This is a genomic window from Variovorax rhizosphaerae (assembly GCF_037889975.1).
GTDB classification, from domain to species: domain Bacteria; phylum Pseudomonadota; class Gammaproteobacteria; order Burkholderiales; family Burkholderiaceae_C; genus Variovorax; species Variovorax rhizosphaerae.
Window position 1 is genome coordinate 74,260 of record NZ_JBBKZT010000018.1, and the last position, 26,783, is coordinate 101,042.

Annotated in this window: 27 protein-coding genes; 11 read left to right on the forward strand and 16 right to left on the reverse strand. The window is 66.3% G+C overall.

What is annotated here, in order from left to right; translation table 11 throughout:
* Positions 1 to 67: 67 nt before the first annotated feature.
* From WKW82_RS30155 to WKW82_RS30165, 3 genes are all read left to right on the forward strand, one after another.
* On the forward strand, positions 68 to 634 hold the full coding sequence (locus WKW82_RS30155) for a DUF2239 family protein (RefSeq protein WP_340346504.1): 567 nt from the start codon (positions 68 to 70) through the stop codon (positions 632 to 634).
* A 179-nt stretch (positions 635 to 813) separates the two neighbouring features.
* Positions 814 to 2,112: an MATE family efflux transporter gene (locus WKW82_RS30160; protein ID WP_340346505.1), complete on the forward strand. Its 1,299-nt coding sequence runs from the start codon at positions 814 to 816 to the stop codon at positions 2,110 to 2,112.
* A gap of 144 nt (positions 2,113 to 2,256) precedes the next feature.
* Complete coding sequence (locus WKW82_RS30165) at positions 2,257 to 2,676, forward strand: SgcJ/EcaC family oxidoreductase (RefSeq protein ID WP_340346506.1); 420 nt, start codon at positions 2,257 to 2,259, stop codon at positions 2,674 to 2,676.
* 3 nt (positions 2,677 to 2,679) lie between these two features.
* On the opposite strand, the gene WKW82_RS30170 is transcribed toward WKW82_RS30165, so the two are convergent.
* From WKW82_RS30170 to WKW82_RS30215, 10 genes are all read right to left on the reverse strand, one after another.
* Positions 2,680 to 3,594, reverse strand: coding sequence for a LysR family transcriptional regulator (locus WKW82_RS30170; RefSeq protein ID WP_340346427.1), 915 nt, complete (start codon positions 3,592 to 3,594; stop codon positions 2,680 to 2,682).
* Positions 3,595 to 3,621: 27 nt separating this feature from the next.
* Positions 3,622 to 3,957 (reverse strand): 4Fe-4S dicluster domain-containing protein, encoded by a 336-nt coding sequence (locus WKW82_RS30175; RefSeq protein ID WP_340346429.1) that lies wholly within the window; start codon positions 3,955 to 3,957, stop codon positions 3,622 to 3,624.
* Positions 3,958 to 3,979: 22 nt separating this feature from the next.
* Entirely contained in the window at positions 3,980 to 4,798 is an 819-nt protein-coding gene (locus WKW82_RS30180; protein ID WP_340346430.1) for an enoyl-CoA hydratase-related protein, read from the reverse strand.
* A complete protein-coding gene (locus tag WKW82_RS30185; protein ID WP_340346431.1) occupies positions 4,795 to 5,958 on the reverse strand; it encodes a CaiB/BaiF CoA transferase family protein in 1,164 nt (387 codons plus the stop codon). The genes WKW82_RS30180 and WKW82_RS30185 overlap by 4 nt, the downstream gene beginning before the upstream one ends.
* Positions 5,955 to 7,334: an FAD-dependent oxidoreductase gene (locus WKW82_RS30190; RefSeq protein ID WP_340346432.1), complete on the reverse strand. Its 1,380-nt coding sequence runs from the start codon at positions 7,332 to 7,334 to the stop codon at positions 5,955 to 5,957. The genes WKW82_RS30185 and WKW82_RS30190 overlap by 4 nt, the downstream gene beginning before the upstream one ends.
* Positions 7,335 to 7,403: 69 nt before the next feature.
* Positions 7,404 to 8,255, reverse strand: a complete 852-nt coding sequence (locus WKW82_RS30195; RefSeq protein WP_340346434.1) for an ABC transporter permease — start codon at positions 8,253 to 8,255, stop codon at positions 7,404 to 7,406.
* An 8-nt stretch (positions 8,256 to 8,263) separates the two neighbouring features.
* Positions 8,264 to 9,046 carry an ABC transporter ATP-binding protein gene (locus WKW82_RS30200; RefSeq protein WP_340346436.1) on the reverse strand — a complete coding sequence of 261 codons (783 nt, stop codon included), beginning with the start codon at positions 9,044 to 9,046 and terminating at the stop codon, positions 8,264 to 8,266.
* A 1-nt stretch (position 9,047) separates the two neighbouring features.
* Entirely contained in the window at positions 9,048 to 10,079 is a 1,032-nt protein-coding gene (locus WKW82_RS30205) for an ABC transporter substrate-binding protein (RefSeq protein ID WP_340346438.1), read from the reverse strand.
* Positions 10,080 to 10,379: 300 nt separating this feature from the next.
* A complete protein-coding gene (locus tag WKW82_RS30210; protein WP_340346440.1) occupies positions 10,380 to 10,586 on the reverse strand; it encodes a DUF2783 domain-containing protein in 207 nt (68 codons plus the stop codon).
* Positions 10,561 to 12,186 (reverse strand): FAD-dependent oxidoreductase, encoded by a 1,626-nt coding sequence (locus tag WKW82_RS30215; protein WP_340346441.1) that lies wholly within the window; start codon positions 12,184 to 12,186, stop codon positions 10,561 to 10,563. Before WKW82_RS30215 ends, WKW82_RS30210 begins: the two co-directional genes overlap by 26 nt.
* A gap of 170 nt (positions 12,187 to 12,356) precedes the next feature.
* On the opposite strand from WKW82_RS30215, the gene WKW82_RS30220 reads away from it, so the two are divergent.
* The 4 genes from WKW82_RS30220 (at position 12,357) to WKW82_RS30235 (ending at position 16,872) form a co-directional block, all read left to right on the forward strand.
* Complete coding sequence (locus WKW82_RS30220) at positions 12,357 to 13,931, forward strand: phospholipase D family protein (RefSeq protein ID WP_340346442.1); 1,575 nt, start codon at positions 12,357 to 12,359, stop codon at positions 13,929 to 13,931.
* Positions 13,932 to 14,001: 70 nt separating this feature from the next.
* Complete coding sequence (locus tag WKW82_RS30225; RefSeq protein ID WP_340346443.1) at positions 14,002 to 14,739, forward strand: sulfite exporter TauE/SafE family protein; 738 nt, start codon at positions 14,002 to 14,004, stop codon at positions 14,737 to 14,739.
* Between the two features lie 57 nt (positions 14,740 to 14,796).
* Entirely contained in the window at positions 14,797 to 15,447 is a 651-nt protein-coding gene (locus tag WKW82_RS30230) for a hypothetical protein (RefSeq protein WP_340346444.1), read from the forward strand.
* 165 nt (positions 15,448 to 15,612) lie between these two features.
* Positions 15,613 to 16,872 (forward strand): glutamate carboxypeptidase, encoded by a 1,260-nt coding sequence (locus tag WKW82_RS30235; protein ID WP_340346445.1) that lies wholly within the window; start codon positions 15,613 to 15,615, stop codon positions 16,870 to 16,872.
* 258 nt (positions 16,873 to 17,130) lie between these two features.
* Here WKW82_RS30235 and WKW82_RS30240 read toward each other — a convergent pair whose 3' ends face one another.
* The 6 genes from WKW82_RS30240 to WKW82_RS30265 form a co-directional block, all read right to left on the reverse strand.
* Positions 17,131 to 17,364 carry a hypothetical protein gene (locus WKW82_RS30240; protein WP_213955792.1) on the reverse strand — a complete coding sequence of 78 codons (234 nt, stop codon included), beginning with the start codon at positions 17,362 to 17,364 and terminating at the stop codon, positions 17,131 to 17,133.
* A gap of 255 nt (positions 17,365 to 17,619) precedes the next feature.
* Positions 17,620 to 18,258, reverse strand: a complete 639-nt coding sequence (locus tag WKW82_RS30245; RefSeq protein ID WP_340346446.1) for a PqiC family protein — start codon at positions 18,256 to 18,258, stop codon at positions 17,620 to 17,622.
* Positions 18,255 to 19,907, reverse strand: a complete 1,653-nt coding sequence (locus WKW82_RS30250) for a PqiB family protein (RefSeq protein ID WP_340346447.1) — start codon at positions 19,905 to 19,907, stop codon at positions 18,255 to 18,257. Before WKW82_RS30250 ends, WKW82_RS30245 begins: the two co-directional genes overlap by 4 nt.
* A complete protein-coding gene (locus tag WKW82_RS30255) occupies positions 19,904 to 20,578 on the reverse strand; it encodes a paraquat-inducible protein A (RefSeq protein ID WP_340346448.1) in 675 nt (224 codons plus the stop codon). The genes WKW82_RS30250 and WKW82_RS30255 overlap by 4 nt, the downstream gene beginning before the upstream one ends.
* The gene (locus tag WKW82_RS30260) at positions 20,575 to 21,192 is read right to left on the reverse strand and encodes a paraquat-inducible protein A (RefSeq protein WP_340346449.1); all 618 of its coding nucleotides are present in this window, start codon (positions 21,190 to 21,192) and stop codon (positions 20,575 to 20,577) included. Before WKW82_RS30260 ends, WKW82_RS30255 begins: the two co-directional genes overlap by 4 nt.
* Positions 21,193 to 21,201: 9 nt before the next feature.
* On the reverse strand, positions 21,202 to 22,641 hold the full coding sequence (locus tag WKW82_RS30265; RefSeq protein ID WP_340346450.1) for an MFS transporter: 1,440 nt from the start codon (positions 22,639 to 22,641) through the stop codon (positions 21,202 to 21,204).
* A 179-nt stretch (positions 22,642 to 22,820) separates the two neighbouring features.
* Between WKW82_RS30265 and WKW82_RS30270 the strand changes: the two genes are divergently transcribed.
* The 4 genes from WKW82_RS30270 to WKW82_RS30285 all read left to right on the forward strand — a co-directional run bounded on the left by WKW82_RS30270 (position 22,821) and on the right by WKW82_RS30285 (position 26,764).
* The gene (locus WKW82_RS30270; RefSeq protein ID WP_340346452.1) at positions 22,821 to 23,255 is read left to right on the forward strand and encodes a hypothetical protein; all 435 of its coding nucleotides are present in this window, start codon (positions 22,821 to 22,823) and stop codon (positions 23,253 to 23,255) included.
* A 133-nt stretch (positions 23,256 to 23,388) separates the two neighbouring features.
* Positions 23,389 to 23,970, forward strand: a complete 582-nt coding sequence (locus WKW82_RS30275) for a Pvc16 family protein (protein WP_340346453.1) — start codon at positions 23,389 to 23,391, stop codon at positions 23,968 to 23,970.
* 166 nt (positions 23,971 to 24,136) lie between these two features.
* Positions 24,137 to 24,946 (forward strand): hypothetical protein, encoded by an 810-nt coding sequence (locus WKW82_RS30280; protein WP_340346454.1) that lies wholly within the window; start codon positions 24,137 to 24,139, stop codon positions 24,944 to 24,946.
* A 57-nt stretch (positions 24,947 to 25,003) separates the two neighbouring features.
* The gene (locus tag WKW82_RS30285; RefSeq protein ID WP_340346455.1) at positions 25,004 to 26,764 is read left to right on the forward strand and encodes a phage tail sheath family protein; all 1,761 of its coding nucleotides are present in this window, start codon (positions 25,004 to 25,006) and stop codon (positions 26,762 to 26,764) included.
* Positions 26,765 to 26,783: the final 19 nt, after the last annotated feature.

A 26,783-nucleotide genomic window follows, 5' to 3' on the forward strand; every position in this document is an offset into this window, starting at 1 on the left:
CAGTAAGAGCGCTCGTCCATTTCATCCGGGTAATATAGAATCTCGATTTCACCCGGATAAAAACAAAATGACGTATTCCGAAACAGGACCCGCCTCTGACTCGCTGACCGTTTTCGCCGGATTCCAACGCATCGCGACAGGACCACGCACCGAAGTCATCGCGCAGTTGCGACGCCGCGCTGACAGCGAACCGGTGTTCGTCTTCGACGACTCCACCGGCGAGTCGATCGATCTCGACCTTCGGCCGGACGCCGGCCAGCCAAGCGCCTCACCGGAGCCAGCGCCCCGCACCGTCGGCCGTCCGAAGCTGGGCGTCGTGGCACGCGAGGTCACGCTGCTACCCCGCCACTGGGACTGGCTCAACCGCCAGCCGGGCGGCGCCTCGGTCGCGCTGCGCAAGCTGGTGGAAGACGCGCGCCGGATTCACGTCGGCCGCGACGCGGTACGCGCCTCGCGCGAAGCCACCTACCGCTTCATGAGCGCCATCGCCGGGCACTTGCCTGATTTCGAGGAGGCCAGCCGCGCCCTGTTTGCCGGAGAACAGGCGCGCTTCGAGGCGCTCGTCGCCGGCTGGCCCGTCGACGTCAAGGCCCATCTCGCGCAACTTTCTGCCAACGCCTGGGTTGCCGCATGAACCGGCGCGATGAACTGGAGCCCGACGATGTGCGCATCGCCGGCGAGATCGCGGCGCCACCCGCCGCCGTGGTCGATCCGGTGCCGGCGCCCGTGTCGCCGCCCGCCGCGACGCCGCGTGGACGCGGCTATGTCGAGGGCAAGCCGCTCTGGAAAATCTTCGCGGCCTTCCTCGCGCCGATGCTGCTCAGCAACATCCTGCAGTCGCTGTCGGGCACGCTCAATAACATCTACGTGGGGCAGTTGATCGGCGTTGGGGCGATGGCCGCGGTGTCGAGCTTCTTCCCGGTGATGTTCTTCTTCATCGCCTTCACCATCGGCCTGGGCGCGGGCGCGTCGGTGCTGATCGGCCAGGCCTGGGGCGCGCGGGACACGGACAAGGTCAAGACGGTGGCAGGCACCACCTTGTCGGTGGGCATCGCCTTCGGGCTGCTCATCGCGGTGTTCGGCGGCGCGTTCACCACGCACCTGCTGGAGGCACTCGGCACGCCGGCGGACATCCTGCCCGAGGCGACCCGCTATGCCCGCATCATGTTGATCGCGATGCCGGGGTTGTTCGTGTTCCTGCTGTCGACGGCGATGCTGCGCGGCGTCGGCGACACGGTGACGCCGCTGTTCACGCTGCTGGTGTCGACCTGCATCGGCCTGGTGCTGACGCCCGCGCTGATCCTCGGCTGGGGCGGGCTGCCGAAGCTCGGCGTGGCCAGCGGTGCGGCGGCCACGGTGGTTTCCTTCGTGGTGTCGACGATCTGGCTGGCGTTTCGCCTCCGCTCCAAGAAGAGTCCGCTGGCGCCCGACGCCGAATTCGCCCGGCACATGCGCATCAATCCGAAGGTGCTCAAGACGGTGCTGAAAGTCGGCGTGCCGACCGGCGTGCAGATGATCGTGATCTCGCTGGCCGAAGTCGCCCTGTTGTCGCTCGTCAACGCCTATGGCTCCAGCGCCACGGCGGCCTACGGCGCGGTCAACCAGGTGGTGGCGTACGTCCAGTTCCCGGCCATCTCGATCGCGATCACCTCCTCGATCCTCGGCGCGCAGGCGATCGGCGCGGGACGTTCCGACAAGCTTGGCGCCATCGCGCGCACCGGCTTGCTGATGAACCTGGTGCTGACGGGTTCGCTGGTGGTGATCGGCTACCTGTTCTCGCGCCACCTGATGGCGCTGTTCATCACCAGCGAGCCGGTGATCGAACTGGCCCAGACCCTGCTGCACATCATGCTGTGGGGCAGCATCATCTTCGGCATGGCCTCGGTGCTGTCGGGGATCATGCGGGCCAGCGGATCGGTGCTGGTGCCGACCGGCATCGCGATCTTCTGCATCGCGCTGGTGGAGGTGCCGGTGGCGGTGTTCATGAGCCACCGGATCGGCTTGAACGGGATCTGGGTCGCGTACCCGGCGGCGTTCGTGGCGATGCTGGTGTTGCAGACGGCCTACTACCGCCTGGTGTGGCGGAAGAAGACGTTCAAGCGGCTGCTGTGAGCACAAGGCTCCTGACGAATTCTCGTCAGCGGAATCATTTCTTGGACAATTCCACCAAAGCCGCCTAGGATCGCGGCCCCACACCCCCAACGGGTAGGAGGCGTCATGCAATTCTTGCGCTTCGCGTCCGTTGCCGCTCTTTCGATGGCGGCAGCTTCCCTGGCCCATGCGAAATCCGAGGTCTGCCATGCGACCTCCGACAAGCAGATAGCCGCACTGTTCGACCGCTGGAATGCATCCTTGCAGACCGGCGACCCCAAGAAGGTCGTGGCGAACTATGCCCCGAAGTCGATCCTGTTGCCCACGGTCTCCAACAAGCCGCGCCTGAACGCGGAGGAGAAGCTCGATTACTTCGAGCACTTCCTCCCGCGCAAGCCGGTGGGCACCATCGACAGCCGCAGGATCGAGATCGATTGCAACAGCGCGATCGACGCCGGCCTGTATACCTTCAAGTTCGGCGACGGGTCGCAGGTGAAGGCGCGCTACACGTTCACGTACCGATGGACGGGCAAGCAGTGGCTCATCACGAGCCACCACTCGTCCACGATGCCGGAGAAAGACTGAACGTCACAGTGCAGCGGCTGTGGCCTCGAGCTGCATCAGCCGCCGCGCCATGCGTCCGACGAAGTTCTGCGTGACGTGCGGCAGCACGCGTTGCGTCGGCACGAGGATGCCGACCTGCAACTCGTTGAGCGCCGGCAATTCGAAGGGCCGCCACAGCAGTTCACCGCGCTTCAGTTCCTCGATGAAGGCGATCTTCGAGAAGCAGGAAATGCCCTTGCCACCCATGATCAGCCGCTTGAGCAGCGGCGTGGAGTTGCAGGTGGCGGCCGGCTCCATGTCGTCCCAGAAGGCGGCGAACTCGGGTGACAGCGCCGCGCTGATGACGGGGTGCGAACTGGAGCGCAGGAAGGGATAGTGGGCGCAGTCCTTGAGGCTCACGCTCGCGTGATCGGCCAGCGGATGGCCAGGCGGCAGCACGATGCCGATCGGCAGCCTGGCCTTGCTCATGACCTTGACGCCACCGGGCACCCGGCCCACGAAAGCCAGACCCACGTCGGCCTGCCCGGTCATCACCAGTTGCGCCACCTCCATCGGCTGGATCGAGGTGATGGTGTACGTGACGGCCGGGAAGATCTGCAGGAACTCCTCGACGGCCGACGGCAGCAACTCCTCGAAGAAGGAGTCCATCGCCGCGACCTTGACGTGCCCGGTGCGCTCGCCCTTGAGCGCATCGAGCTCGGTGCGCATGACCTGGAACTGGTGCAGCGTTTCCTGCGCATGCTTGAGCAGGCGCTCGCCAGCGGGGTTGAGGCGCAGGCCGGTCGGCAGGCGGTCGAAGAGTTCGACGCCGAGTTCATCTTCCAGCTTGTGGATCTGCCGGTTGACCGCGCTGGCGGCCACGAAAAGCCGCTCCGACGCCTTGCGCACCGAGCCGCAACTCGCCACTTCGATGAAGTACTTGAGGACGCTGGCGTGCATCAGGCCGCCTTCCCCGAACCTGCGCCCTCAGGCAGCCCGGGCGATGGGAATTTCGCGCGCAATGGCGGCGTGGTCGCAGGCGATGCGGCGGCCTTCGGCCCCACCCGGCGAACCCAACCCGCTGACATCCTTGTCGAAGAACTCGCGGTTGATCGCCGTGAAGTGGGCCAGTTCGGGCGGTACCCGAAACTCTTCATAGATGGCCTGCACCGGGCAGGCCGATACGCAAATACCGCAGTCAATGCATTCATCGGGGTGAATGTACAGAGTGCGCGCGCCTTCGTAGATGCAATCGACCGGGCAGACGGGCACGCAGGCGCCGTCCTTGCAGTCGATGCAGGCCGTGGTGATGACGTGTGCCATGGCGTGGACTTCTTGTGAAGGCTCAGCGGCCCTTCCAGACCGGCTTGCGCTTCTGCTGGAACGCGAGCACGCCTTCGTTCGAGTCTTCGGACTGCAAGGCATCGACCAGCGCGGGCAGGCGCATGCCGTGGGCCTGCGTGGGCGAGAGCTGGGCCGTCTGGCGCACCACCTGCTTGATCGCCTTGAGCGACAGCGGTGCGCAGGCGAGCAACTGTTGCACCCAGCGGTCGACGGCTGCGTCGAGTTCGGCACGCGGGACGACCTCGTTGATCAGGCCCATCTCCAAGGCACGCGCGGCCTTGATGCGCTGGCCGGTCAGCATCATGCCCATCGCCTGGCGATAGGGAATCTGGCGTTGCAGCAGCAGCATCCCGCCGTCCAGCGGCAGCCGGCCGACGAGCGGCTCGGGCAGGCCGAAGCTAGCTTCCTCGCAGGCGATCACCAGGTCGCAGCCCAGCACCATCTCGAAGCCACCACCCAGCGCAAAGCCGTTGACCTTGGCGATCACCGGCACGTTGAGCGTCTCGCGCAGCGCGATGCCGCCGAAGCCGCCCGGACGCGATGCGGCCCAGTACTCGACGCCCTTGAGATTGGAGGTGTTCTTCAGGTCAGCGCCGGCACAGAAGGAACGCTCGCCCGTGCCGGTCAGCACCACGACACGGATGTCGTTGCGCTTCTCGATGTCTTCCCAGATGCGGATCAGCTCGGCCTCGGTCGGGAGGTCGACGGCGTTGAGCACGTCGGGGCGGTCGATGGTGACGGTCGCGACGTTGTTCGCGACTTCGTAGCGAACGCTGGTCGAGGCAAGCCGCTCTGTCGGGATGGCATGCACCGCACTCATTGCGCTACCCCTTCAACCAGCGCGCGCGCTTCGGCGAGAACTTCTTCCGTGTGCTGCCCGAGGCGCGGCGGTTCGCGCCGGATGCCGGTGCTCGCGCCGGACATCTGGATCGGGCTGGCGATGAACTTCAGCGGACGGTCCGACAGTTCGGTGTCTTCCAGGATCATCTTGTTGTGCAGCGTCTGCGGGTCGACCAGCGCCTCGCGCATGTCGCGCACCGGCGCCGACAGCAGGTCCTGTTCTTCCAGGCGAGCCAGCCAGTGTTCACGCGTGTTGCTGGCAAAGCGCTCGCGGAAGATCGCATGCAGTTCGGCCTTGTGCTGGAACTGCGCCTGCAGGTTGGCAAAGCGCGGATCCAGCGACAGGTCGTCGATCTCCAGCGCGGTGCAGATGTCGCGCAGCGGATGCTGCTTGAAAGCACCGACCAGCACCAGCGGGCCGTTCTTCGTCTCGAAGGTGCCCGACAGCGGCATGGCGGCCCAGTTGACCTCCGAGTCCTCCATCATGATCATCGCGGCCTCCTGCATCTGCATGGCCAGCATGGAGTTGAAGAGCGAGACCGAAATCTTCTGCCCTTCGCCCGTGCGCTCGCGCTGCAGCAGCGCGAACAGGATGCCCTGCACCATGTGCATGCCCGCCGTGTAGTCGGCCAACGCGGTCGGGTAGATGGAGACCGGAATCGAATCGTCCGCACGGCGCGCCATCACGCCGGTGAGCGCCTGCGCCAGCACGTCCTGGCCGCCCTTGTGGGCGTAGGGGCCGGTCTCGCCAAAGCCGGTGCCGACCGCATAGATGATGCGCGGGTTGAGGCGCTTGCAATCCTCGTAGCCCAGGCCCAGGCGTTCCATCACACCGGCGCGGAAGTTGTTGGTGACCACGTCGGCATCGGCGATCAGCGCCTTGACCAGATCCACTTGCGCCGGGTCGCGCAGGTCGATCTCCACGCTGCGCTTGTTGCGGTTGAGGCTGCAGAAGATCGGGTTGTCATGTCCGGCGACCGGCGCGAAGGTCGAGCGGCTCAGGTCGCCCGCGCCCTTGCGCTCGACCTTGATCACGTCGGCGCCGTGGTCGGCCAGCATCTGGGTGCAGACCGGGCCCATCATCACCTGCGTGAAGTCGATGACGCGGATGCCTTCGAGCGGCAGCGTTTGTGAAGTCATGCAACCTCCGCGAACGAACGGGCGATTTCAGGAACGTCGGCGTTGGGGCCGACCTGGTCGCCGGGGTCCGCGCCTTGCGCACGCAGCGTGCGCTGCAGCTTGGCGACATCGACGTTGCGCACCAGCACGCCCGCGTCCAGCGATTGCGCCGCGGCCACGCCGGCGGCTTCGCCCATGGCCATGCAGGGCGGGATCTCGCGCGAGATCTTCTGTGCCGCCGAGGTCGACGAATAGTGGCGGCCTGCCACCAGCAGGTTGTCGACGCTGCGCGGCACCAGCGTGCGGTACGGATAGTAGTAGTCGCGACCACGGGCCACGCTGTCCTCGAAGCGCACGCGCTGCGCCACGTCTTCCTTCGACATGACGTATTCGCCTTCCAGCAGGCGCGTCTGGCGGATGCCGGTCTGTGGCGCCAGGTCGACCAGGAAGCAGTTCTTGAAGCCCGGCAGCTTGCTGCGGATGAACTCGATCACCTTGTGGATGGTGTTGCGGCCCTGCACTTCGGCGCGGGTCAGGTCGGCCACCTTGAGGCCGTCGAGGCCGGCCATGTGGGGGCAGTTGCACCACACGACGCCAGGCAGCGGCGTCTTGAGCCACCAACTGTCCCAGGCGCCGCCGAGGATGTGCTTGACCTCGCGGTCGATGGCCTGGAAGGCAGCGGGCTCTTCGTACTCGAAGCGTTCGGCTTCGTCTGTATCCACGCCGCCGAGGCGGAACACGGTCGTCACGATGTAGGCGCCGCTGATGTGCGGTGCGCCGGCCGATGCGGCCACGTCGAGGTCACCCGTGGCATCGATCACCACCTTGCCCAGGATGGCTTCACGGCCACTCTTGGATTCGCAGACCACGCCCTTGACCTTGCCGTCTTCCACCAGCGTGCGCGAGAACCACGAGTGCAGACGCAGGTTGATGCCGGCCTGATTGACCATCTCCAGCGAGGCGCGCTTGAACGCGTCCGGATCGAAAGCGGCGGCAAAGCAGATGGGATGCGGCTTTTCCTTGCTGTGGAAATCGAAGGTACCCCAGCGCTTCCAGCGGCGCACGGACTCCGGCAGCGAGCCCCATTCGTGCTGCTTGGGGTACTCGGCCAGGCCGCGTGAGGCCATGCGCTCGATCATCTCCATGCAGATGCCGCGCACGGAAATTTCCTGCTGATGGTTGTCCCACATGTCGTCGAGCACCAGCACCATGCCACCCGATGCGAGGCCACCCAGGTGGTTGTAGCGCTCCAGCAGCGTGACGCTTGCGCCGTTGCGCGCTGCAGCCAGTGCCGCGGCCTGGCCAGCGGGGCCGCCACCGACAACGACCACGTCCGATTCGGCTGCCACGCGAATGTCGTGGGCAGGCTCTTGCATCCAATCACCAATACGGCTCATAGAAATCTCCAGTTGATATGTCGAGGTGGGCGGCGCGTTTTGGTTGAGCTGCCGCCCTGTTGTGCACGTTCAGTGCGATGCGTCTTCGGGATGCCAGCGAATGATCAGTCGCTCGGCCACGGTGACGAGAAGGAAGAACAGTCCGGACAAGGTCGCACTCATCACGATCGCGGCGTAGAGCAGCGGCGAATCGAAGTTGAAGGTGGCTTGCAGGATCATGGCGCCGATGCCGACCGTGGCACCCACCCATTCACCGACCACCGCGCCGATCACGCTCATCGAAGCCGCGATGCGCAAGGCAGAGAACAGGTACGGCAATGCGTTCAGCAGGCGAAGGCGGAAGAAGATTTCCATCTTGCTGGCCGACAGCACGCGCATCAGCTCCATCGCCTGCGGATTCACCGATTCGAGGCCGCGCACCATGTTCACGAGCGTCGGGAAGAAGCACACCAGCGCGGCGATCGTGATCTTCGGCTCCATGCCGTTGCCCATGATCAGCACCAGCACGGGAGCCTTGGCCACCAGCGGGATCGCGTTGAACATCAGCACGACCGGGAAGAAGATGTCCTGCAGCGTCTTGTTGTGGACAAAGATGGTCGCGATGATGATCGCCGCCAGGTTGCCCAGCAGGAAGCCGCCGGCCGCTTCGAGCGCCGTGGGGATCAGGTTGTCGAGCAGCACCGCGCGCTTGGCATAGAGCGTCTCGACCACCGCCCAGGGCGATGGCGCGATGAAGGGCTTGACCTCGAAGATCGTGATCACGGCCCACCACAGGGCGAGCAGGCCGCCGATGCCGAGCGCCGGCAGGATGCGGCGGCGCCACATGCGGCGGCGACGTGCCGCGGCCCACTTGAGGTATTCGGCGTCGACGGGCGTCTGGTTCAGGACGGCCACCGGCGTATCGAGGGAACTGGTTGTCATGGTTGGCCTCAGCAGGTTTCCAGCACGCGACGCAGGTGCGCCGTGAGCTGGACGAATTCCGGCGTCTCGCGGATGTCGAGCGTGCGGTCTTCGGGCAGGTTGACGGGCACGATCTCGCGCACGCGGCCCGGGTTGGCGGCCAGCATCAGCACGCGCTGGCCGAGGAAGGCGGCCTCGTGGATGCTGTGCGTCACGAAGAGGATGGTCACGCCTGTCTCTTTCCAGACCTTGCGGATTTCCTCGTTGAGCCGGTCGCGCGTGATCTCGTCGAGGGCGCCGAAGGGCTCGTCCATCAGCAGGATCTTGGGATCGCTGGCCAAGGCACGGGCGATGGAGACGCGCTGGCGTTGACCGCCAGACATCTCGTGCGGCCAGGCGTTGGCGCGGTCCTTGAGGCCGACGAGTTCGAGCAGTTCCTTCGGCGAGCGGCGGCCCTTGCGGCTCGCGCCCTTGCCCACCTGCAACGGCAGCTCGACGTTCTGCAACGCCGTGCGCCAGGGCAGCAAGGCGGCATCCTGGAACACGAAGCCGATGTCGCGCTTTTCGCGGGCGGCTTGCGGCGTGCCGGAGAGCACTTCGATCTTGCCGCGGCTCGGTTCCAGCAGGTCGGCGACGACGCGCAGGAACGTGGACTTGCCGCAGCCCGACGGGCCGAGCAGCGTCAGGAACTCGCCCTGTGCCACGTCCAGGTCCAGGCTCTTGATGGCGGTGACATCGCGGCGCTCGGTGAAGAAGCGCATGCCGATGTCGCGGCACGAGATCGCCGGTGCGGCGTTCATGACGGCGGACACGTCAGGCCACCTTCGTCCGTGCAGCCGCCGTCGCCTTGAGCGCGTCCAGCGAGATCACGTCTTCCAGCTTCGGCGTCTTGGCGGTGAACTGGCCCAGCTCCGAATACGTCGTGATCTGCGATTGCCAGACCGCCGGGTCCATCGTGCCCCAGCCCTGGGTCTGCGCCATGCCGCCGAGCGCGTACTCGAGCATCACGTCGATGGCGGCGCGCTCGTCTTCGCGCTTGAGGTTCGGATATTCCTTGATCAACAGGTCGGCGGCTTCGTCGCGGTTGGCCTTGACGTGATGCCAGCCGCGCGAGGTGGCGCGCAGGAAAGCTTCGATGACCTTGGGTTGCTTTTCCAGCGTCGCGTGAGTTGCGTAGTACGGCAACGCGTAGAGCTGCACGCCGGCATCCCACAGCGTCAGGTCGACACGGCCCGGGCCGAGCGCCTTGAGCGCGGTGGTGCTGGTGAGCCAGCCGGTGACCACATCGACCTGCCCCGTCAGCAGCGGCGCCATGTCGGAGCCGACGGTGACCACGGTCACGTCCTTCTCAGCGATCTTGTTCTTGGCCAGCAGGGCGCGCAGCAGGATGGCCGCGGTCGACGGAATGCCGACCTTCTTGCCGACCAGGTCCTGCGGCTTCTTCACCGGATTCTTGGCCAGCGAGAAGAAGGTGAACGGGTGCTTCTGTGCACCGACGGCGAAGCACTTGATCGGCAGGCCCTGGGACACGGCCAGCATCACGGAGGGGCTGGAGGAAACCTGGCCCACTTCATAGCGGCCGGACGCCACGATGGCCACGCCATCGATGTTCGGGCCGCCGGGCTGGATGGCGAACTCGATGCCTTCCTGCTCGTAGAAGCCAAGGCGCTTGGCCACCACCTCGCCGATCTGGTTGACGCCGGGGATCCAGCCGAGTTGCATGTTGATCTTTGCCTTGCCCTGCGCGAAGGCATCGATCGACAGGAAACCGCCGGCCGAAAGGCCTCCGGCAACGAGGGAGCTCTTGAGGAGACTGCGGCGACGGAGGTCGCAAACGTGGGCCATGGCGGAAACCTTTCGATGTGTGCAAGCGGGGTGAATGCGGCAACTGGGCGGGGCTCGTTACGGAGGGCTTCGAGCACCAGTGAGGCGAATGTAAGAAGTCGGCGGCGTTGCTGCCAAGCACCGTTTTTCGCAACGGGCGATCTAAAAATTGGCGCACCCTTGCTGATTCGGAACGGTCCGATTCGAGGACTTTCACTCGGAAAAGTGCGCGAGAAATGCCACATTTGCGCCACCTTCCCAGGGGCGGTCGTAGTCGCGCGATTCCGGGTAAACGCCTAGGACGCTGCCCCCGCCGGGCACTCAAGGAAGTGTGCGTTCCAGCGGCTGGCCCGCCAGTTGCGCCACTTGCGCGATGGCTTCTTCGACAACCGAAACATCGTCCAGTTTCGATGCCAGCACCAGCACGAGGCGCGCGAGCAAGGCGGCCTGTTGCTCTGCAGGAATACCGTGCGTGAGCGCGATCAGCGATTCGAGGAGGTCGTCAAGCTGTGGCTGGGTGCTGGGCATGGGAGGGTTCCGTGCTGGAGGGCGTGCAAGGTGCAAGCGCGCGGGCGAGATCGAAAGCGGGTTCATGCACGTGGCGTGACGCGATGTGCTGGTCCGGCCGGATGAGCCAGGCCTGCCCGCCATCGGGCGGCACGCCGAGCTGGCGTTGGAGCGCCGCGCGTCCGGCGGCGTCGCAATGCGGGTCCACCGCCACCGCCTTGACCAGCGGATGAGCGCAGGCCACCGCACGGTCCGAGAAGCACAGCAGCGTGAACCACGGCCCGAGCAGTCGATGCAGGCTGGCGCCGTCCTGGTGCAGCACCACGTCCGGCAAGGCCGCCCCGCCGTCGCTGTCGACCAGGGGCGAATCGCCGCGGTACACCGCGGGCGCCGACAACCTGCCCGTGTTGATCAACCGCGCCGCCCATGGCAACGAGGGCGCCAAGGCCATGATGGCGTCGCGCCAGAGCTGCACGGATTCAAGCCCGCGCGGATAGACGAAGCGCGACGAGCGCCGCGCCTGCCGGATGTTCTCGAGCGCCGCCGCGCGCCGCTCCTGCGAATAGCTGTCGAGCAAGTCGGCGTCCACGCCCTGCGCCGCAACCAGCGCGAGCTTCCAGCCGAGGTTGTCCGCATCCTGCACGCCGCCGTTGCCGCCGCGTGCGCCGAAGGGCGCGACCAGATGCGCCGCGTCGCCCGCGAACAGCACGCGGCCATGGCGCATCGACTCCAGGCATTCGTGCCGATAGGCCCACGCGCCCGACCAGGCAACGTCGAAGGCGATGTCGCCGCCGATCAGTGCGCGGACCCTGCGGCGCATGGCCTCGGGCGTGGCGGCGTCGCGCGGATCTTCGCCCTCGCTGAGCTGGAAGTCGAGCCGCCAGGTGTCGTCCGCCATCTTGTGGCGCCACACCGCGCGGCCGTTGTTCGCGCTGGCGTCGAGCCAGGTCCAGCGCTCCTCGGGCCAGGTGCAATCGCGCAGCGACACGTCGATGATGATCCAGTGGTCCTCGGTGCGGTCGTACACCTGGGGCGCCAGGCCGAGCAGCTTGCAGCACGGGCTGAAGGCGCCGTCGCAGGCGATCACCCAATCGGCTTGCAATGCATAGTCGCCCTCCGGCGTGCGCACCTGCAGGTCGACATGCGTGTCGTGCGCCTTCAGGCCGATGACTTCATTGCGCCAGCGCAGGTCGGCCAGGGGCTCGGCCTGCAAGGCCTCGACGAGGTATTGCTCGACGTAGTACTGCTGCAGGTTGGCGAATCCGTTGTGGCGCAGATCGGGCTGGTCCTGCAGCGTGAAGGAGGTGACCGGCTTGTCGGCGCACAGCACGCGCCCCACGTTCCAGCGCACGCCTTTTGCCACGATCCGCGGCGCGACACCCAGGCGCTCGAAGATGTCCAGCGTTCGTTGCGCCCAGACGATGCCGCGCGAAGCCAGGCCACGCACGCCGACGGTGTCGTCGTCGTCCAGCACCACCACCGGGACGCCGCGCCGCACCAGGTCGAGTGCCAGCGTGAGCCCGGTCAGGCCGCCGCCCACCACCACGACCGGGCGCCGCGGCGATGGCGCACCGTCGAGTTCTGCGGGACGGCGGAACGGGTAGCGGGGCAACTGGTGCATCCGAGGCACTCTAGGGAGCCGGCACGCGCTTGTCTGTCCATGCAAACGAGGAGACATCCGCGACAAGGCGTTCACGGCCTGTTGAAGAACGAAACCCCGCGCCGCCCCAAAAAGCCCTTCAAGAGCTGCCAGGACCGAAGACCGTCGAAACCTGAAACAATTTCCGCCCCATGACGCTGAAGCCATTGTTCCTCGCAGCCTTGGCCAGCCTGCTGGCCTTGCTGCAGGGTTGTGCGTCCCTGCCCCCGGTGGTCGACCGCACGCCCGTGACGGCGATCCCGGCCAGCAGCCAGGATGGGCTGGGCCGCATCGCGGCGCTCAGCGTACCGGCGGGCAAGAGCTCCGGCTTCAGGCCCTTGCCGCTGAGCGCCTGGTCGATGGACGCGCGTCTCGCGCTGGTGCGCAAGGCCCGCACGAGCCTCGACATCCAGTACTACCTGCTGCAGAACGACCTGAGCGGCCATGCGCTGGTGCGGGCCGTTCGCGATGCGGCACTGCGCGGGGTGCGGGTGCGCCTGCTGGTGGATGACCTCTACACCGACAACAACGAGCGCCTGCTCGCCGCCCTTGCCGCCTACCCGAACGTGGAAGTGCGGCTGTTCAATCCATTCCCGACAGGACGGGCCTGGCAATTGACGCGATGGATCCTGGCGGCGGGTGATTTCTCGCGCCTCAACCACCGCATGCACAACAAGCTGCTGATCGCCGACGGCGCGTTTGCCATCGCGGGCGGGCGCAACATCGCCGACGAATACTTCTTCAGCAGCAAGGGCGGCAACTTCGTCGACTTCGACCTGCTGGTCGCCGGCGAGGCCGTCCCGCGCCTGGCCGGCATCTTCGACAGCTACTGGAACAGCCCACGCGTCTTCCCGCTGCATTCGGTGGAACCGCGCCGCAAGGAGCCCGCAGCCCTGCGCGCCGACTTCGAGCAACTTACCGCGGACGCCGTCTCCGCGTTTCCGAGTCCGCCGCCGGATGCCCGGGACCTGCTCGGCTACCTCCCATTGAGCGCCGACCTGCAACGCCCGCCGTTGAAACTGCTCTACGGCGCCATCGATGCCTTCGCCGATGACCCCGAGAAGGTCAGCGGCCGGGCGGCACGCGGCGACGATGAAACCACGGTGATGTCCCGCGTCATCCGGACCATCGGCGAGGCCAAGGCCGAGGTGGTGCTGGGCTCGCCCTACTTCATTCCCGGCAAGCTGGGCATGGAAGGGATGCGCGATGCGCTCAATCACGAGGTGCGGGTCGAGGTCATGACCAACTCGATGGCTTCCAACGACGAGCCATTCACCAGTGCGGCCTACGCGCGCTATCGCGTCGACATGCTGAAGATGGGCGTCGACCTGTTCGAGGTCGACTCCAGCCAGCTCAAGAACGACTCGCTCATCAGTGCGGCCTTGCACGCCAGCATCGGCCGCTCGCATTCCAAGCTGATCGTGGTCGACCGGCAGACCACCTTCGTCGGCTCGATGAACCTCGACCTGCGCTCCTCGCGCATCAACACCGAGTTGGGCATGCTGGTCTACTCGCCCGAACTCGCCGAACAGGTCCTGACGCTCGCGGACCGCGTGCGCGACACGGGCAGCTACCGGCTCCGACTGAAGCAGCCGGGCGACAAGGTGCAGTGGATCGGCGTGGAAAACGGCGTCGAGAAGGTGTTCGACAAGGAGCCCGGCGTGGGTTGGGGTACGAGGCTGCAGTTGCTGCTGCTGTTCCCGTTCGTCAGCGAGAGCCTGCTGTAGTCGTTCCTTGCCGCCACTTCCGAGCCCGACTTCCAGACTTCCGCCTTTCAGCGACACTGCCATCCTCATGATGTTTGCTCTTCTTCTGTTCGCCGGACTTTGGGCAGGCCTCCAGAACGCGCTCGCAGGTGGCGGCTCATTCATCACATTGCCCGCGCTCATCCTCTCGGGCATGTCACCGCTCGCCGCCAACATCACCTCGACCGTTGCACTCTTTCCGGGGCAGGTGACATCGGGGCTTTCCGGACGGCGCCTGGTGTCGGGGGCGGGAAAGCTTTCGTTCAGGACGCTGTTCATCATCAGCATCGCAGGCGGCGTCATGGGTGGCCTGCTGTTGCTCAACACACCGTCCAGCATCTTCGCGCGCCTGGTGCCGTGGTTGGTGCTTTTTGCCACGATCGTTTTCGCGTGGGGCAGTTTTCTGCGCAAACCGGTGGAAGACGGCGCGCATATCGGGCCCGGCGCCGCTGGCGTCCTGCAATTCCTGATCGCGGTCTATGGAGGCTACTTCGGCGGCGGCATTGGCTTCCTGATGATGGCGGCGCTCACGATGGCGGGGCTGCAGACTCGCGCTGCGGCGGCCACCAAGAATGTGCTGGCGGGCGTGATGAATGCCTCGGCAGTCGTGCTGTTTGTTGCGTCGCCGGAGGTCCATTGGCCGCAAGCCTGCGCCTTGGGGGCGGGCGCCATCATCGGCGGCTTGCTGGGTGCCTGGGCGCTTCATCGCGTCAACGAGAAGGCGCTGCGCGTTGCGGTCGTTTGCATTGGCATCGCGCTCACCATCGGGCTGTTCCTCAAGCCGGTTTAGACGGCCCCGTGCCGCAGCGCCCCATAAGATGGTGCGCATGTCACAAGCCCAGCAAGAATGAGTGCAGCAGATTTTCTCTTTTCGCCCGAGGTGCAAAAGCTCTTGAGGGTCGTCTATTCGGCACCCGGACAGGCGTTCTCGACGAGTGACCTTGCCCAGCGCTCAAGCCTCGATGCAGCGGACGCATCACGTACCTTGGAGCACCTCGTCAAGAGTGGCATCTTGAGGACGAAGAAGCCGAAGTCCGGCTTGCCCGAGACTGTCGAGGTCGATCGTTCGTTCGTGTTCCACAACGAGCTGCGCAGCATCGCATTGAAGTCGTTCGCCGCTGCAGAACCGATTCGGGCCATGCTGCGCTCCAGATTCAAGGAGTCTGTCGTGCGCGCCTTCGTGCTGGGAGAGGACGAGGACGGCAACGTCGAGTTGCTGATCGTGCATGGCCAGCTGATGCCCGAAAAGATGGAAATGACGATCGCTTGCGAGAAGCTTTCGAAGGTCCTTGGCCGGCATCTGGAGGTGCACGTCCTGTCGGAGGCCAGGTTCAGGAAATTGAAGCCGCAAGACCCACTCGCGGCGAAGCTTTCGGCGGCTTCGGCGCACGAGATCATCGCGCTCGGAGCGACCAAGGCAAAGTTGCACCCTGAACGGCCTGGCTTGATTCAAAGCGCGAAGAGGACGTTGGCGAAGCTTTACGGCCCGACCGCGTGAACGCGCGGTTCAAGCTCACGGCGACACCACGCGAGGGCACTGCAAGGGTGATCAAGCCCGCGGGCGAAAGCGAACGCAGCAGGACGCATGCTGTCACCGAATTGCCCGTCTGCGCGATGCCAGGAGGCTAAGCTCGCGAAACCCTTTCAACCGCACTTCGCCAGCATGACCTTCCGAATCCCCGCCCCCATATCCTCCATCGCCCTCGCCTGCAGCCTGGCCCTTGGCGCCACCGCCGCGCAAGCCGCACCCGACGCCAAGCTGCTGGCCGCCGCGGAGAAGGCGCAGCCCGCCCTCATCGAGAACCTCAAGGAAATGGTGCTCGTCGAATCGGGCAGCCTCAACGCCGAAGGTCTGTTGAAAATGGCCGACATCACCGACGGCCGCCTCAAGGCGATGGGATTCCAGACGAAGCGCATCAAGACCACGATCGGCACGCCGGCCGAGATCGTCGTCGGCACCCTGAAGGGCAATGGCAAGCGCAGGATTTTGCTGCAGGCCCACATGGACACGGTGTACCCGGACGGCATCTTGCAGTCGCAGGGCTACCGGATCGATGGCAACCGCATCTACGGCCCCGGCATCGCGGATGACAAGGGCGGCATCGCCGTCATCCTGGCGTCGTTGAAGATCCTCGTGGACGCGGGCTGGAAGGACTTCGACACACTGACGGTGATCTTCAACACCGACGAGGAAGTCGGCTCGCGTGCATCGGGCGAACTCATCGCCACCACGGGCGAGCAGCAGGACTACGTGATGTCCTTCGAGCCCACCGCCGCCAAGTCGGTGGCCAAGGGCGAGGCCCTGCTGCTCGGCGCCGCCGGCACCGCGTCGGCGACGATGGATGTGAAGGGCCGCGCTGCGCACGCCGGTGCCGCGCCCGAACTCGGGCGCAACGCGCTGTATGAACTTTCTTACCAGTTGCTCCAGACCAAGGACCTGGCCAAGGACATTCCCGGCGTGACGCTGAACTGGACCGTGGCCAAGGCCACCGGCCCGAGCAACCAGATCACCGAGAAGGCCCAGGCGATCGGCGACATCCGCATCACGCAACCCGGTGCCGAGAAGAAACTCGACGCGGCCGTCCAGGCCAAGATCGCCAGCGGCAAGCTGATCCCCGACACCGAAACCATCGTGAAAATCGAAACCAATCGCCCCGCCTTCCTGGCCGGCGACAAGGGCCTGGCGATGGCAAAGAAGGCGCAGGAGATCTACAAGGAAATCGACCGCGAACTCGCCCTCGCGCCGATGACCGGCGGCGCCACCGACGCCGGCTTTGCAGGCCGCTCCGGCAAGCCCGCAGTGGTTGAGAGCTTCGGCCTGGCAGGCTTCGGATACCACGCGCGCGACGAATACATCGAAGTGGATTCGATCGTGCCGCGCATCTACCTGGCCACGCGGATGCTGCAGGAATTGGCGAAGTAGTCTTCGCAGCGGAGCGGGCGGCTACGGTCGCGGTGAGGCCCGGTCCCCGGCGACCGGCCACGTAAGCGGACCCGAACGCCCCAATGCAAAAAGCCGCCCGAAAGCGGCTTTTCAACGGATCACAGAGAAGCTCGGGAGAAGGTGCGAAGATTTCGTAGCGAGGGCGCCGAGGTCGGGTTGAGCACCGCAGCCGTACTCCAGTACGGCGAGGAGCGCAGGCCCGAGATCGGTGGCCGCAGTAGAAAGCTTCGTACCTTCTCAGCCCTTGATGGCTTCGTCCAGCGCCTTGCAGGAAGGCGCGCAAACAGCTTGGGACTTGCCGAGCAGGCGCTTCATCTGCAGCGAGGCGCGGGCGCGGTGCTTGCCGCACATGTAGCAGGACATCGTGCTGCCGCCGAACGACGAGACTTCGGCATAAGGCGAGCCCGAGGGCTTGGATTTGTAGCGGAGTCCGCCTTCGATCACGGCTGTTTTGCTGTCAGCTTTGGCCATCTATGGTTTCCAGGGTTCAGGGGGACGCATCAAGTGCGAGGGCGTAGGTTTGGGATGCGTTCAAATGCGGGAGACCCAACCGGAGAACCCCCGATGATACCCGCCTCGCAAAATTGTGACGCGGGCACAGTACCGATGCCTTGAAGTATTGGAGGGCTTTGGCTGCCGATTGGAGCTTGCCTCGAAGCCCCCTCGGGCCCCGCGTGCCGGGTGCCGCCGGACCCGCCAGCGCTCAAGTGGCCCCTGCGAAATGTCTCAAACCGGACAGGCAGCGTCCGGATTCGACTGCAATGCGGTGACGCCGCGCGCAATCGCGGCCGAAGCGTTGGCCGTCAGGCGCTGTGCGCTTTGCGCCACGGCGTCGATGCCGGGGCCGCCGACCGGCTCGCTCAGGTTGAGCTGGCAGACCAGCGCACGCGATTGCTCGCCATGCCGTGCCGACCAGCCCAGGCTCGCGTCCACCCGGCTGCCGTCCACGGCGTCGAAGCGTCGCACCTGCACCGAGATGCGCACGACCGGCGCCGCAGCCGGCCGCCCGCCGCGCGTGCCGTCGAGCGCGCCGAGTTGGCTGGCAATGCCGCTCGACAACGCGTCGCGCATCTCGTTCTCGAACGAGGACGCCCAACGGCTGTCCTCCAGCACGTCGACCTGCGCATTGACGCCAGCCGTACGCACCACCATCTGCGGGCGCGCCAGGCGCTCGGGTACGGCCAGCGGGCCGACTTCGATCCAGAGCGGTGCCGCCCCGCTCGGCACCGCGGCCGCGGCTGCGGCCGTCGGCGCGGCGAGCGTGTAGAAGCGCGGCGACGACGCCGAGCTGGCGCAGCCGCCAAGCGCCACCGTGATGGCACCTGCAACGGCGGCCAGGGAGATCAGGGAGGTCAGGGCTTTCATTTCTTCTTGTCGTCCGGTTTGCCGCGCAGCAGCGACTCGGGGTGGCGCTCCAGATAGTCGGTCAGCACGCGCATCGAGCCAGCCGCGCGCGTCAGCTCCTGCAGGGTCTGGCGCAGGTCCTGCTGCAGGGGCGTGTCCGTCTGCAGGACGGCATTGGCGCTGTTGACTGTCTTGCGGACGTCCTTCAGCGCGGCAGCCATCTCCGGCGACACGTCGTTGTTGAGCGAGGCGGCCAGCTTCTCGGCGCCGGTCAACGTCTTGTTGAGCGCAGCGAGCGACACGCGCATGTCCTTGCCCAGTTCCTCGAAGGGGATCTTGTTGATCTTGGTCGCGATCTCCTGCACTTGCGACTGCAGGTCCTCGAAGCTGCCCTTCACCGTGGGCAATTCGATCGGACTGACGTTCACATCGACCTTGTTCCCTGGCTGCTTCGGAAAGAAGTCCAGCGCCACGTACAACTGGCCCGTCAGCAGGTTGCCGTTGCGCAACTGGGCCCGCAATCCCTTGCTGATGAGGAAGCGCAGCCGCTCCTCCTGAGTGGCCAGGGAGGTGCTGGATTCAGGCAAGCCGCTGTCGGCATTGCCGGCGCGGCGGCGCAGGCGGTCGGGGTAGATCTGCACCAGCACCGGCATGCGGAATTCGCGCTCGGAGCGGTCGAATTCCACGCCGATCGACTTGACCTCGCCGATCACCACGCCACGGAAGTCGACCGGCGCGCCGGGCTCCAGTCCGCGCAAGGACTGGTTGAAGTGCATCAGCATGGTTTGCGATGGGCCGTCGATCGGCTTCATCGCGGCGGTTTCGTCGCTCGCGAGCGCGTAGGCCGTGTTTTCGCTGGCCCGCGGGCCCATCTCGTTGTCGGGTGATTGGAACGCGATGCCGCCCAGCAGGATGGACGCCAGCGACTGCGTGCGCACATTGATGCCACCTGCGCTCAGCGCAACGTCGACGCCGCTGGCATGCCAGAAGCGCGTGTTGGCCCCCACGAACTTGTCATACGGCTCGTTGATGAAAATCCGCAAGGTGACGCCGCCGCCATCGCTGTCGAGTTGGTAGGCCGCCACCTGCCCGACCTTGATGCGCCGGAAGTAAACCGGCGATCCCACGTCGAGCGAGCCGACATTGGCCGCGCGCAGCAAATACTGCTGGCCCGACGAATCGCGCGTGACGATGGGCGGCACTTCCAGGCCGGTGAAATCACCGGTGGTTTCTTCCGAAGTGCCCGCATCGGCGCCGATATAAGCACCCGACAGCAAAGTGCCGAGCCCCGAGATGCCCGAGGTGTCCAGCCGTGGCCGCACCACCCAGTAGCGGGTGTCGGTGGCGGTGAAGCTGTCGGCATCCTTGGCGAGTTGCACCTTGACGCGCACGGCAGACCGGTCGCGCGCCAGGCGGATCGATTGCACGGTGCCGATCTGCACGTCCTTGTACTTGACGGCGGTCTTGCCCGCCTCCAGCCCTTCGGCCGACTTGAAGGTGATCTCGATCTGCGGGCCGCGATCGAACACGAGGCGAGCGACCAGCGCGACGCCCACCAGCGCCGCAACGATCGGAATCAGCCAGACCAGCGAGGGCAACCAGTCGCGTCGGCGCCGCACCTGGGGGCGGGCAATGTCAGGCGGCGATTTGGAGGGTTCTGAATCACTCATTGCGCGTGCGCTTCGCTTTCTGGTTGTACGTCGTCTGACATATCCTGAGGATCGTCCCATGTCAGTCGCGGATCAAAACTCAACGAGGCTAGCATGGTCAATACCACCACGGCGCCAAACGCCGCGATGCCGACACCGGCGTTGACCACCGCCAGCCCCTTCATCTGCACCAGCCCCGTCATCAGCGATACCACGAACACGTCGAGCATCGACCATCGGCCGATGAACTCGACCACGTGATAGAGGTTGGAGCGCTGCAGCCGGCGCCAGCTGCTTTGCCGCTGCGCACCCACCACCAGGATGAGCAACGCCACCAGCTTGAACAGCGGCACCAGGAAGCTGGCAATGAAGATGACGGCCGCCAGCCCGTAGGCCCCGCTCACGAAGAAGTAGATGATGCCGCTCAGGATGGTGTCGTACTGCGTGCCGAACAGCGTCGTGGTGATCATCACCGGCAACATGTTGGCCGGGATATACATCACGCAGGCCGCGAGCAGGAAAGCCCAGGTGCGACTCACGCTCTGGGGTTTGCGCGGGTGCAGGCGGGTGCCGCAGCGCTCGCAGTGCTCATCGTCGTGGGCATCGGCCCACACCGTGCCGCAATGGCTGCACACCATCAGGCCCAGGCTGGCGGCGGTGGTGACGGGCGTGCCTTCAGCGAGCGTTTTCATGTGCCCGGCTGGCGATCGAACGCCATTTCCCACAAGCCGCGCGGGTCGAAGGCCAGCACCATGGTCAGCAACACCGTCAGCACCACGAACGCCCAAAGCGCCGGCCCGACCACCACAGTCGCCATGCCGGACAGCTTGATCACCGCGACCAGGATGCCCAGCAGGAACACCTCGATCATCCCCCAGGGGCGCAGGGACTGCATGATCCGCACCAGCCCCGCGAAGCCCAGCGTGCGCCGGCCCCGCTGCAACGGAACCAGCACCCAGATCAGGATGCACAAGTGCAGCAAGGGGAACAGCAGCGTCGTCACCAGCACCAGCAGCGCCACCGGCGCCATGCCTTCCGCGCCCAGCACGAACACGGCGCCGACGAGCGTGGTCTCGCTGTGCAGGCCGTGCGTCTCGATCGAGACGATGGGGAACAGGCTGGCAATGGCGAAAAGGATAAGGCTGGCCAGCGTCAACGGCAGCACGCGGCGGTGCAGGGTTCCGGCGTGGCGTTCAAGTTCGGTGCCGCAGCGCTGGCAATGGGCCACGTCGCGTGGGTTCAACTGCGCCCGATGAAAGATGGCGTCGCAGCTTGGGCAGGCTATGGTGTCCGGGACTTCACGCATGGGGCGACATCATGGTTCGACTGCGCCGCGCGCGATATCCGACGGCCTCCTCCTGAGGCGCATTATGCTGAAAGTCGCCGCGACTCCCGCACAACAGGCCGCCAGGACCAATGCGACGACCGGCCCCTTGCCATCCAATGGCCCCCAGACGCTGAACACGCCGGCCAGGATCACGGCGCCCAGCGTCTGTCCGGTGAGCCGCGCGGTGCCGAGCATGCCGCTGGCCGCGCCGCTGCGATGCGCGGGCGGCGAGGTCACGATGGTGTGGTTGTTGGGCGACTGGAACAGCCCGAAGCCCGCCCCGCACAGCGCCATGCGCCACACGATGTCGGCATTGGCGGGGTTGGCCGGCAAGGCGGCGAGCAAGGCCAGGCCGGTGCTCATCAGCGCCAGGCCGACAGCACCGAGCAAGCCGTCCGGATAGCGGCCGATCAGCCGCCCGGCCACCGGCGCCATCACCACGATGGCCAGCGGCCAGCAGGTGATCAGCAGCCCCGCCTCGACATGGCTGCGACCGTAGGCGCCGAGCAGCAGGAACGGCAGCGCGATATAGGCCAGCGTCTGCGCCGCGAAGGCCGCGACGGAGGTGCCCATCGACAACGCGAACACCGGGATGCGCAACAGGTCGACCGGGAACAGAGGCAACGCCAGCTTGCATTGCCGTCGCAGGAACACGAAGCCGATGCCCAGGCCCGCGAGCAGCGTCGCCCAGGCCATGGCCGAGACGCCCTGCCCTGACGCGCTGCCGACACCGAGCTGGTCGGCGCCGAGGAAGATCAGCGAGAACATGAGGATGTTGAACACCACGTCGACGAGCGACAAACGTGCCCCTTCCGCCGGCGGTGCGCTGTTGGCGGGCAGCGAGCGGCGCGCCATCAGCAGCACCACGATGCCCAGCGGCAGGTTGAGCGCGAACAGCCAGGGCCATGAAGCCACCGACAGGATCGCCGCCGCGACCGACGGCCCCGCCACCGCGGAGGTGGCCACCACCATCGAGTTGATGGCCATGCCGCGGCCGAGCCGGTCGGACGGATAGATCAGCCGCACCAGGGCCGAGTTGACGCTCATGATCCCGGCCGCGCCCAGCCCCTGCGCCGCGCGCGCCGCAATCAGGGTGCCCAGCGAGTTGGCGAAGATGGCGCCGATCGAGGCCACCGTGAACAGCGCGATGCCTGCGATGTAGATGCGCCGATAGCCGACCAGGTCGCCAAGCGTGGCCAGCGGCAACAGCATCACCAGCGTCGCGATCTGGTAGGCATTGACCACCCAGATCGCATGCGAGGGCGTGGCCTTCAACTGCTCGGCGATGCCGGGCAACGCGAGGTTGACGATGGTGCCGTCCAGCACCGCGACCATGATGCCGAGGATGATGACCAGCATGGCCCGGCCGCGTGCGGGGGAAGGCAGGCCGTCGTGGACGCCGGGTTCTGCGGGAGATCTGGATGACATGGATGTTGGACCCTGGGCCGACGAGCCTAGCGCAGCGGCGCTGGCTTCGTTCGCGCGGGGCCAAGGTGGAGATGAGCGAACGGGCGCGGCCGGTTGCGTCGTTGGCTTCGCGCGCGCCGGGCCACGAGTGCGTCGAAAGCATCAGCGTCCGGACGGCACCCGCCACAATCCCTTCACCCATGCGCATCCTCCGGCCCTTGCTTCTCGCCTTCCTCGCGGCTTGCCTCGCAGCCTGCGATCCCTCGCGCCCCGCCGCCATCGCGAACGCCCGCGCTCAGCTCGTCGGCACGTGGCTCAGTGAATCCGATGAGGGAGGCATCAGGACCCGCACCGTCATCGCGCTGGCCGGGAGTGGCGAATTCGACGAGTTCGAAAAGACCGACGACGGCAAGGGCTCGATACGGGAGATGCAGACCGGCGGCGAGTGGTCCTTCGATGGCACCAACCTCCAACGGAAGTACACACGCAAGCAACGGCAGGCCTTGCCCCTGAACCACTTCGCCTCCACCAGCTATGCGATCCATTGGAAGGGGGCCGACAGCTTCTTTGGCGTGGACACCCTGTGGCACCGGACCATCAGCTTTTCCCGCGCGAATAACGGCGTCCGGCCTTGAAGGCAGCCGGACTTCTCCCTAGGCTGATCGGAACACCTCAAAAGCTGTAGTCACTCGTGAGGATGCGCTCACATCGCTCGTCCGATAACTTCAATCCCTGTCGCATCAACGCTATCGGGGAGATGAAGTCATCGTGGCAAATGCAAGGGCCCTTCACGCGGTAGGCAACTCCATCGCCACCCTCCTGCGCAGCGCTTACCCGCAGCCTGGCGTGGGCGCTGTGCCGATGCCGGCGTGCACTTTCGAGTCGATGGCCCTGCGCGAGGCCACCTCGCTGTCGGATGACGACACGCACATCGGGCTGCTGCTGTATCGCGTCACGGTCAGCGAGCATTCGCGGCGCCCGCAACCGAGCCAGCATCTGAACGCGCTTTCGCTCGACCTGCACTACCTGCTGACGGCCTTCGCGGCCACGGCGGAGGACGAACAGGTGCCGCTGGCCTGGGCGATGCGGCAACTGCACCTGCATCCCTTGCTCGACGCATCGTCGCTGTCGCCTGAAGCGGGCTGGCAGCGCGACGACGTGATCCAGATCGTGCCGCAGGAACTGGGCATCGACGAGCAGGTGCGGATCTGGGATGCGCTCGATGCGTCGTACCGGCTGTCAGCCGCGTATGTGGCGCGCGTGGTGCGGCTGGATCCGGATGTCGATGCGCAAGCGTTCGCGCCTGTGGTGGCGCGGGACTTTGCGTATGGGCCAGGGGGACGGCCATGAGCGTAGCGCCGGGCCGCCCCAAGCAAGCTCGCACCCCCTCGGGGGGCAGCGAGGACACGCAGTGCCGAGCGTGGGGGCTCATGGAGTTGGCGCCGGGCCGCCCCAAGCAAGCTCGCACCCCCTCGGGGGGCAGCGAGGACATCAAGTGCCAAGTTTGGAGGTCGACATGAGTGCTGTCTGGGAAGCCATCGAACACGACGTCCGGCGTGTGCTCGGCGCCATCGAATGCGTCGATGGCAGCACGGGCGCACGCGTCGGCCATCCGCTGCAACTGCAGGCGCAAGACGCCCGCTTCGTGCGCAACGTCAGCGGCTTGTACGCATTGGTCGCGTGGGCGCCGCTGGCGGCCCATGCCGATACCTTCACGGCGCCACCCGCCACACCGGCAATCGGCAGCCAGGCGCTCGCCGTTCGCATCACCGACCCGTCCGGCCTCTACATGCCGCGCGATGCCCGCATGCTGCTGCCACGCGACCCGAACCCGTTCAACGCCACCCTGCCCGACTCGCTGTTCCAGCCGCAACGCGTGCCGATGATGCGCAGCGCCACGGCGCCCCTGGGCCACAATTGGTCGACGCTGTTCGTCAACGTGAGCGCGGGCAACGGCGATGCACTCGGTGGCGCGCTCATCGAAGTGGTCAACGCGGCTGCGGAGTTGCTTGCAGGTGGCGTCAGCGACTGGCGCGGCGAATGCGTGCTGCCGGTGGTCGGCATCCCGGTCACCACCTGGGGCGATGGCGAGGATGCCGTCGTCGTCGATCAGGTCCCGGCGACGGTGCGCGTGCGCTGGCCCGGCACGGTCGGCACACGTGTCGCGCAAGATCTCGTCGCTATCGGGCGTCCGCCGGCACGGCTGCCGATCATCGACCCCGACAACCTGCCGGCCGTGCCAGCGCCGGTCAGCGGGACCCCCATCGACATCCAACTGACGGCGGGCCGCGCGCAGTCCCTGCGCACGGTGCTCGCCGTGCCGTGATGCCTTCATCTATCCCCTCACTTCCTCCACCCACCGCCCCGTCCAAAGGAGCCACACATGCCTGAATACCTTGCCCCCGGCGTCTACGTCGAAGAGACCAGTTTCCGTGCCAAGTCCGTCGAGGGCGTGGGCACCAGCACCACGGCCTTCGTCGGCCCCGCGCGGCGCGGACCGGTGGGTGTGGCGTCGGAGTTGCTGACCAGCCTGACCGACTTCGAGCGGGTCTACGGCAGCTTCGAGAACCTGGCGTTTTCCGACGTGACCGATGCGCGGCACCAGCTCAACTTCCTGGCGCATGCGGTGCATGCCTACTTCGACAACGGCGGCTCGCGGCTGTACGTGGTGCGCACCGCGGCGGCGGGTGGAGGTGTGGCGACCGCCGCGATCGGGGCTGGTGCGGGGGATGAGGCCATCAGCGCCTTTGCACGGTCGGCCGGCGCCACCGGCAACGGACGGCTGGTGTTCCGCGAAACGACGCGGCCCGCAACGGCGCGCACGCTGGCCACGGCACCGGTCGGCAGCCTGGTGCGCGTGACCACCGGCACCGAGGCCGCGCCGGTCTTCACGTTGTTCACCAAGACCACGCCCGCGGCCTGGGCCGACAGCGCCGCCGCAGCGCTGACGATCGACGACAGCATCCGTGCGCAACTCGTGACCTTGTCGGTCGAGTTCACCGATGCCGACGGCTATGGCCAGGTCTTCGATGACATCGGCCTGGGCGCGGCGCACCCGCGCTTCATCGGCACTGTGCTGGCGCAGACGCCCGGCAACCGCGCCGACGACCTGCAGAACTTGGTGTGGGTGCAGGTCGGCAGCGGCGTCAGCGCCTTTGAATTGCAAGCGGCCATCGCAGCGCTTGCGGCCGTGCCGGGCGACACCGAAGGCCGGCGCCAGGTGTTCCTCGCCGGCGGCACCGATGGCAGTGCGCCCGGGGTCGGCAACGAGACCACTGTCGGCAGTTACGCCCATGCCTTGGCCCAACTGATCGGCCTGGAAGATGTGTCGATCGTTGCGGCGCCCGGCAGCAGCATCTATGCCGATGCGCAGGCGATCCAGAACGCGCTGATCTCGCATGCCGAGCACCGCCGCGCCTACCGCATCGCGGTGCTGGACACGCCGCGCGCGCAGACGCCCGGCCAGGTGCGCGACCAACGTGGCCGCGTCGACTCCACAAGAGCCGCGCTGTACTACCCGTGGGTCATCACCGCCAATCCGCTGGCACGTCCGGGCCGCGACGACATCCCGCGCGAGATTGCCTTGCCGCCTTCGGGCTTCATCACCGGCATCTATGCACGGAACGACATCGAGCGCGGCGTCTACAAGGCGCCGGCCAACGAGGTGGTGCGCGGCGCGTTGCGCTTCGAGACCGACATCAACTTCGCGCAGCAGGAGGCGCTGAATCCGCTCGGCATCAACTGCCTGCGCTACCTCTCGGGCCGCGGCTATCGCGTCTGGGGCGCGCGGCTGGTGTCGAGCGACCCGGAGTGGAAGTACGTCAGCGACCGGCGCTACTTCAACTACCTGGAAGCGTCGATCGATCGCGGCACGCAGTGGTCGGTCTTCGAGCTCAATGGCGAACGGCTCTGGGCCAATGTGCGCCAGACCATCAGCGACTTCCTCTACAACGAATGGCGCGGCGGCGCGCTGCTGGGCAGCACCGTCGAGGAGGCTTTCTTCGTGCGCTGCGACCGCGGCACGATGACGCAGAACGACCTCGACAACGGTCGCCTCATCTGCCTGATCGGCGTGGCCATCATCAAGCCGGCCGAGTTCGTGATCTTCCGCATCGGCCAGAAGACGGCTGACGCGCGCGCCTGAATCCATCCCCAGACATACA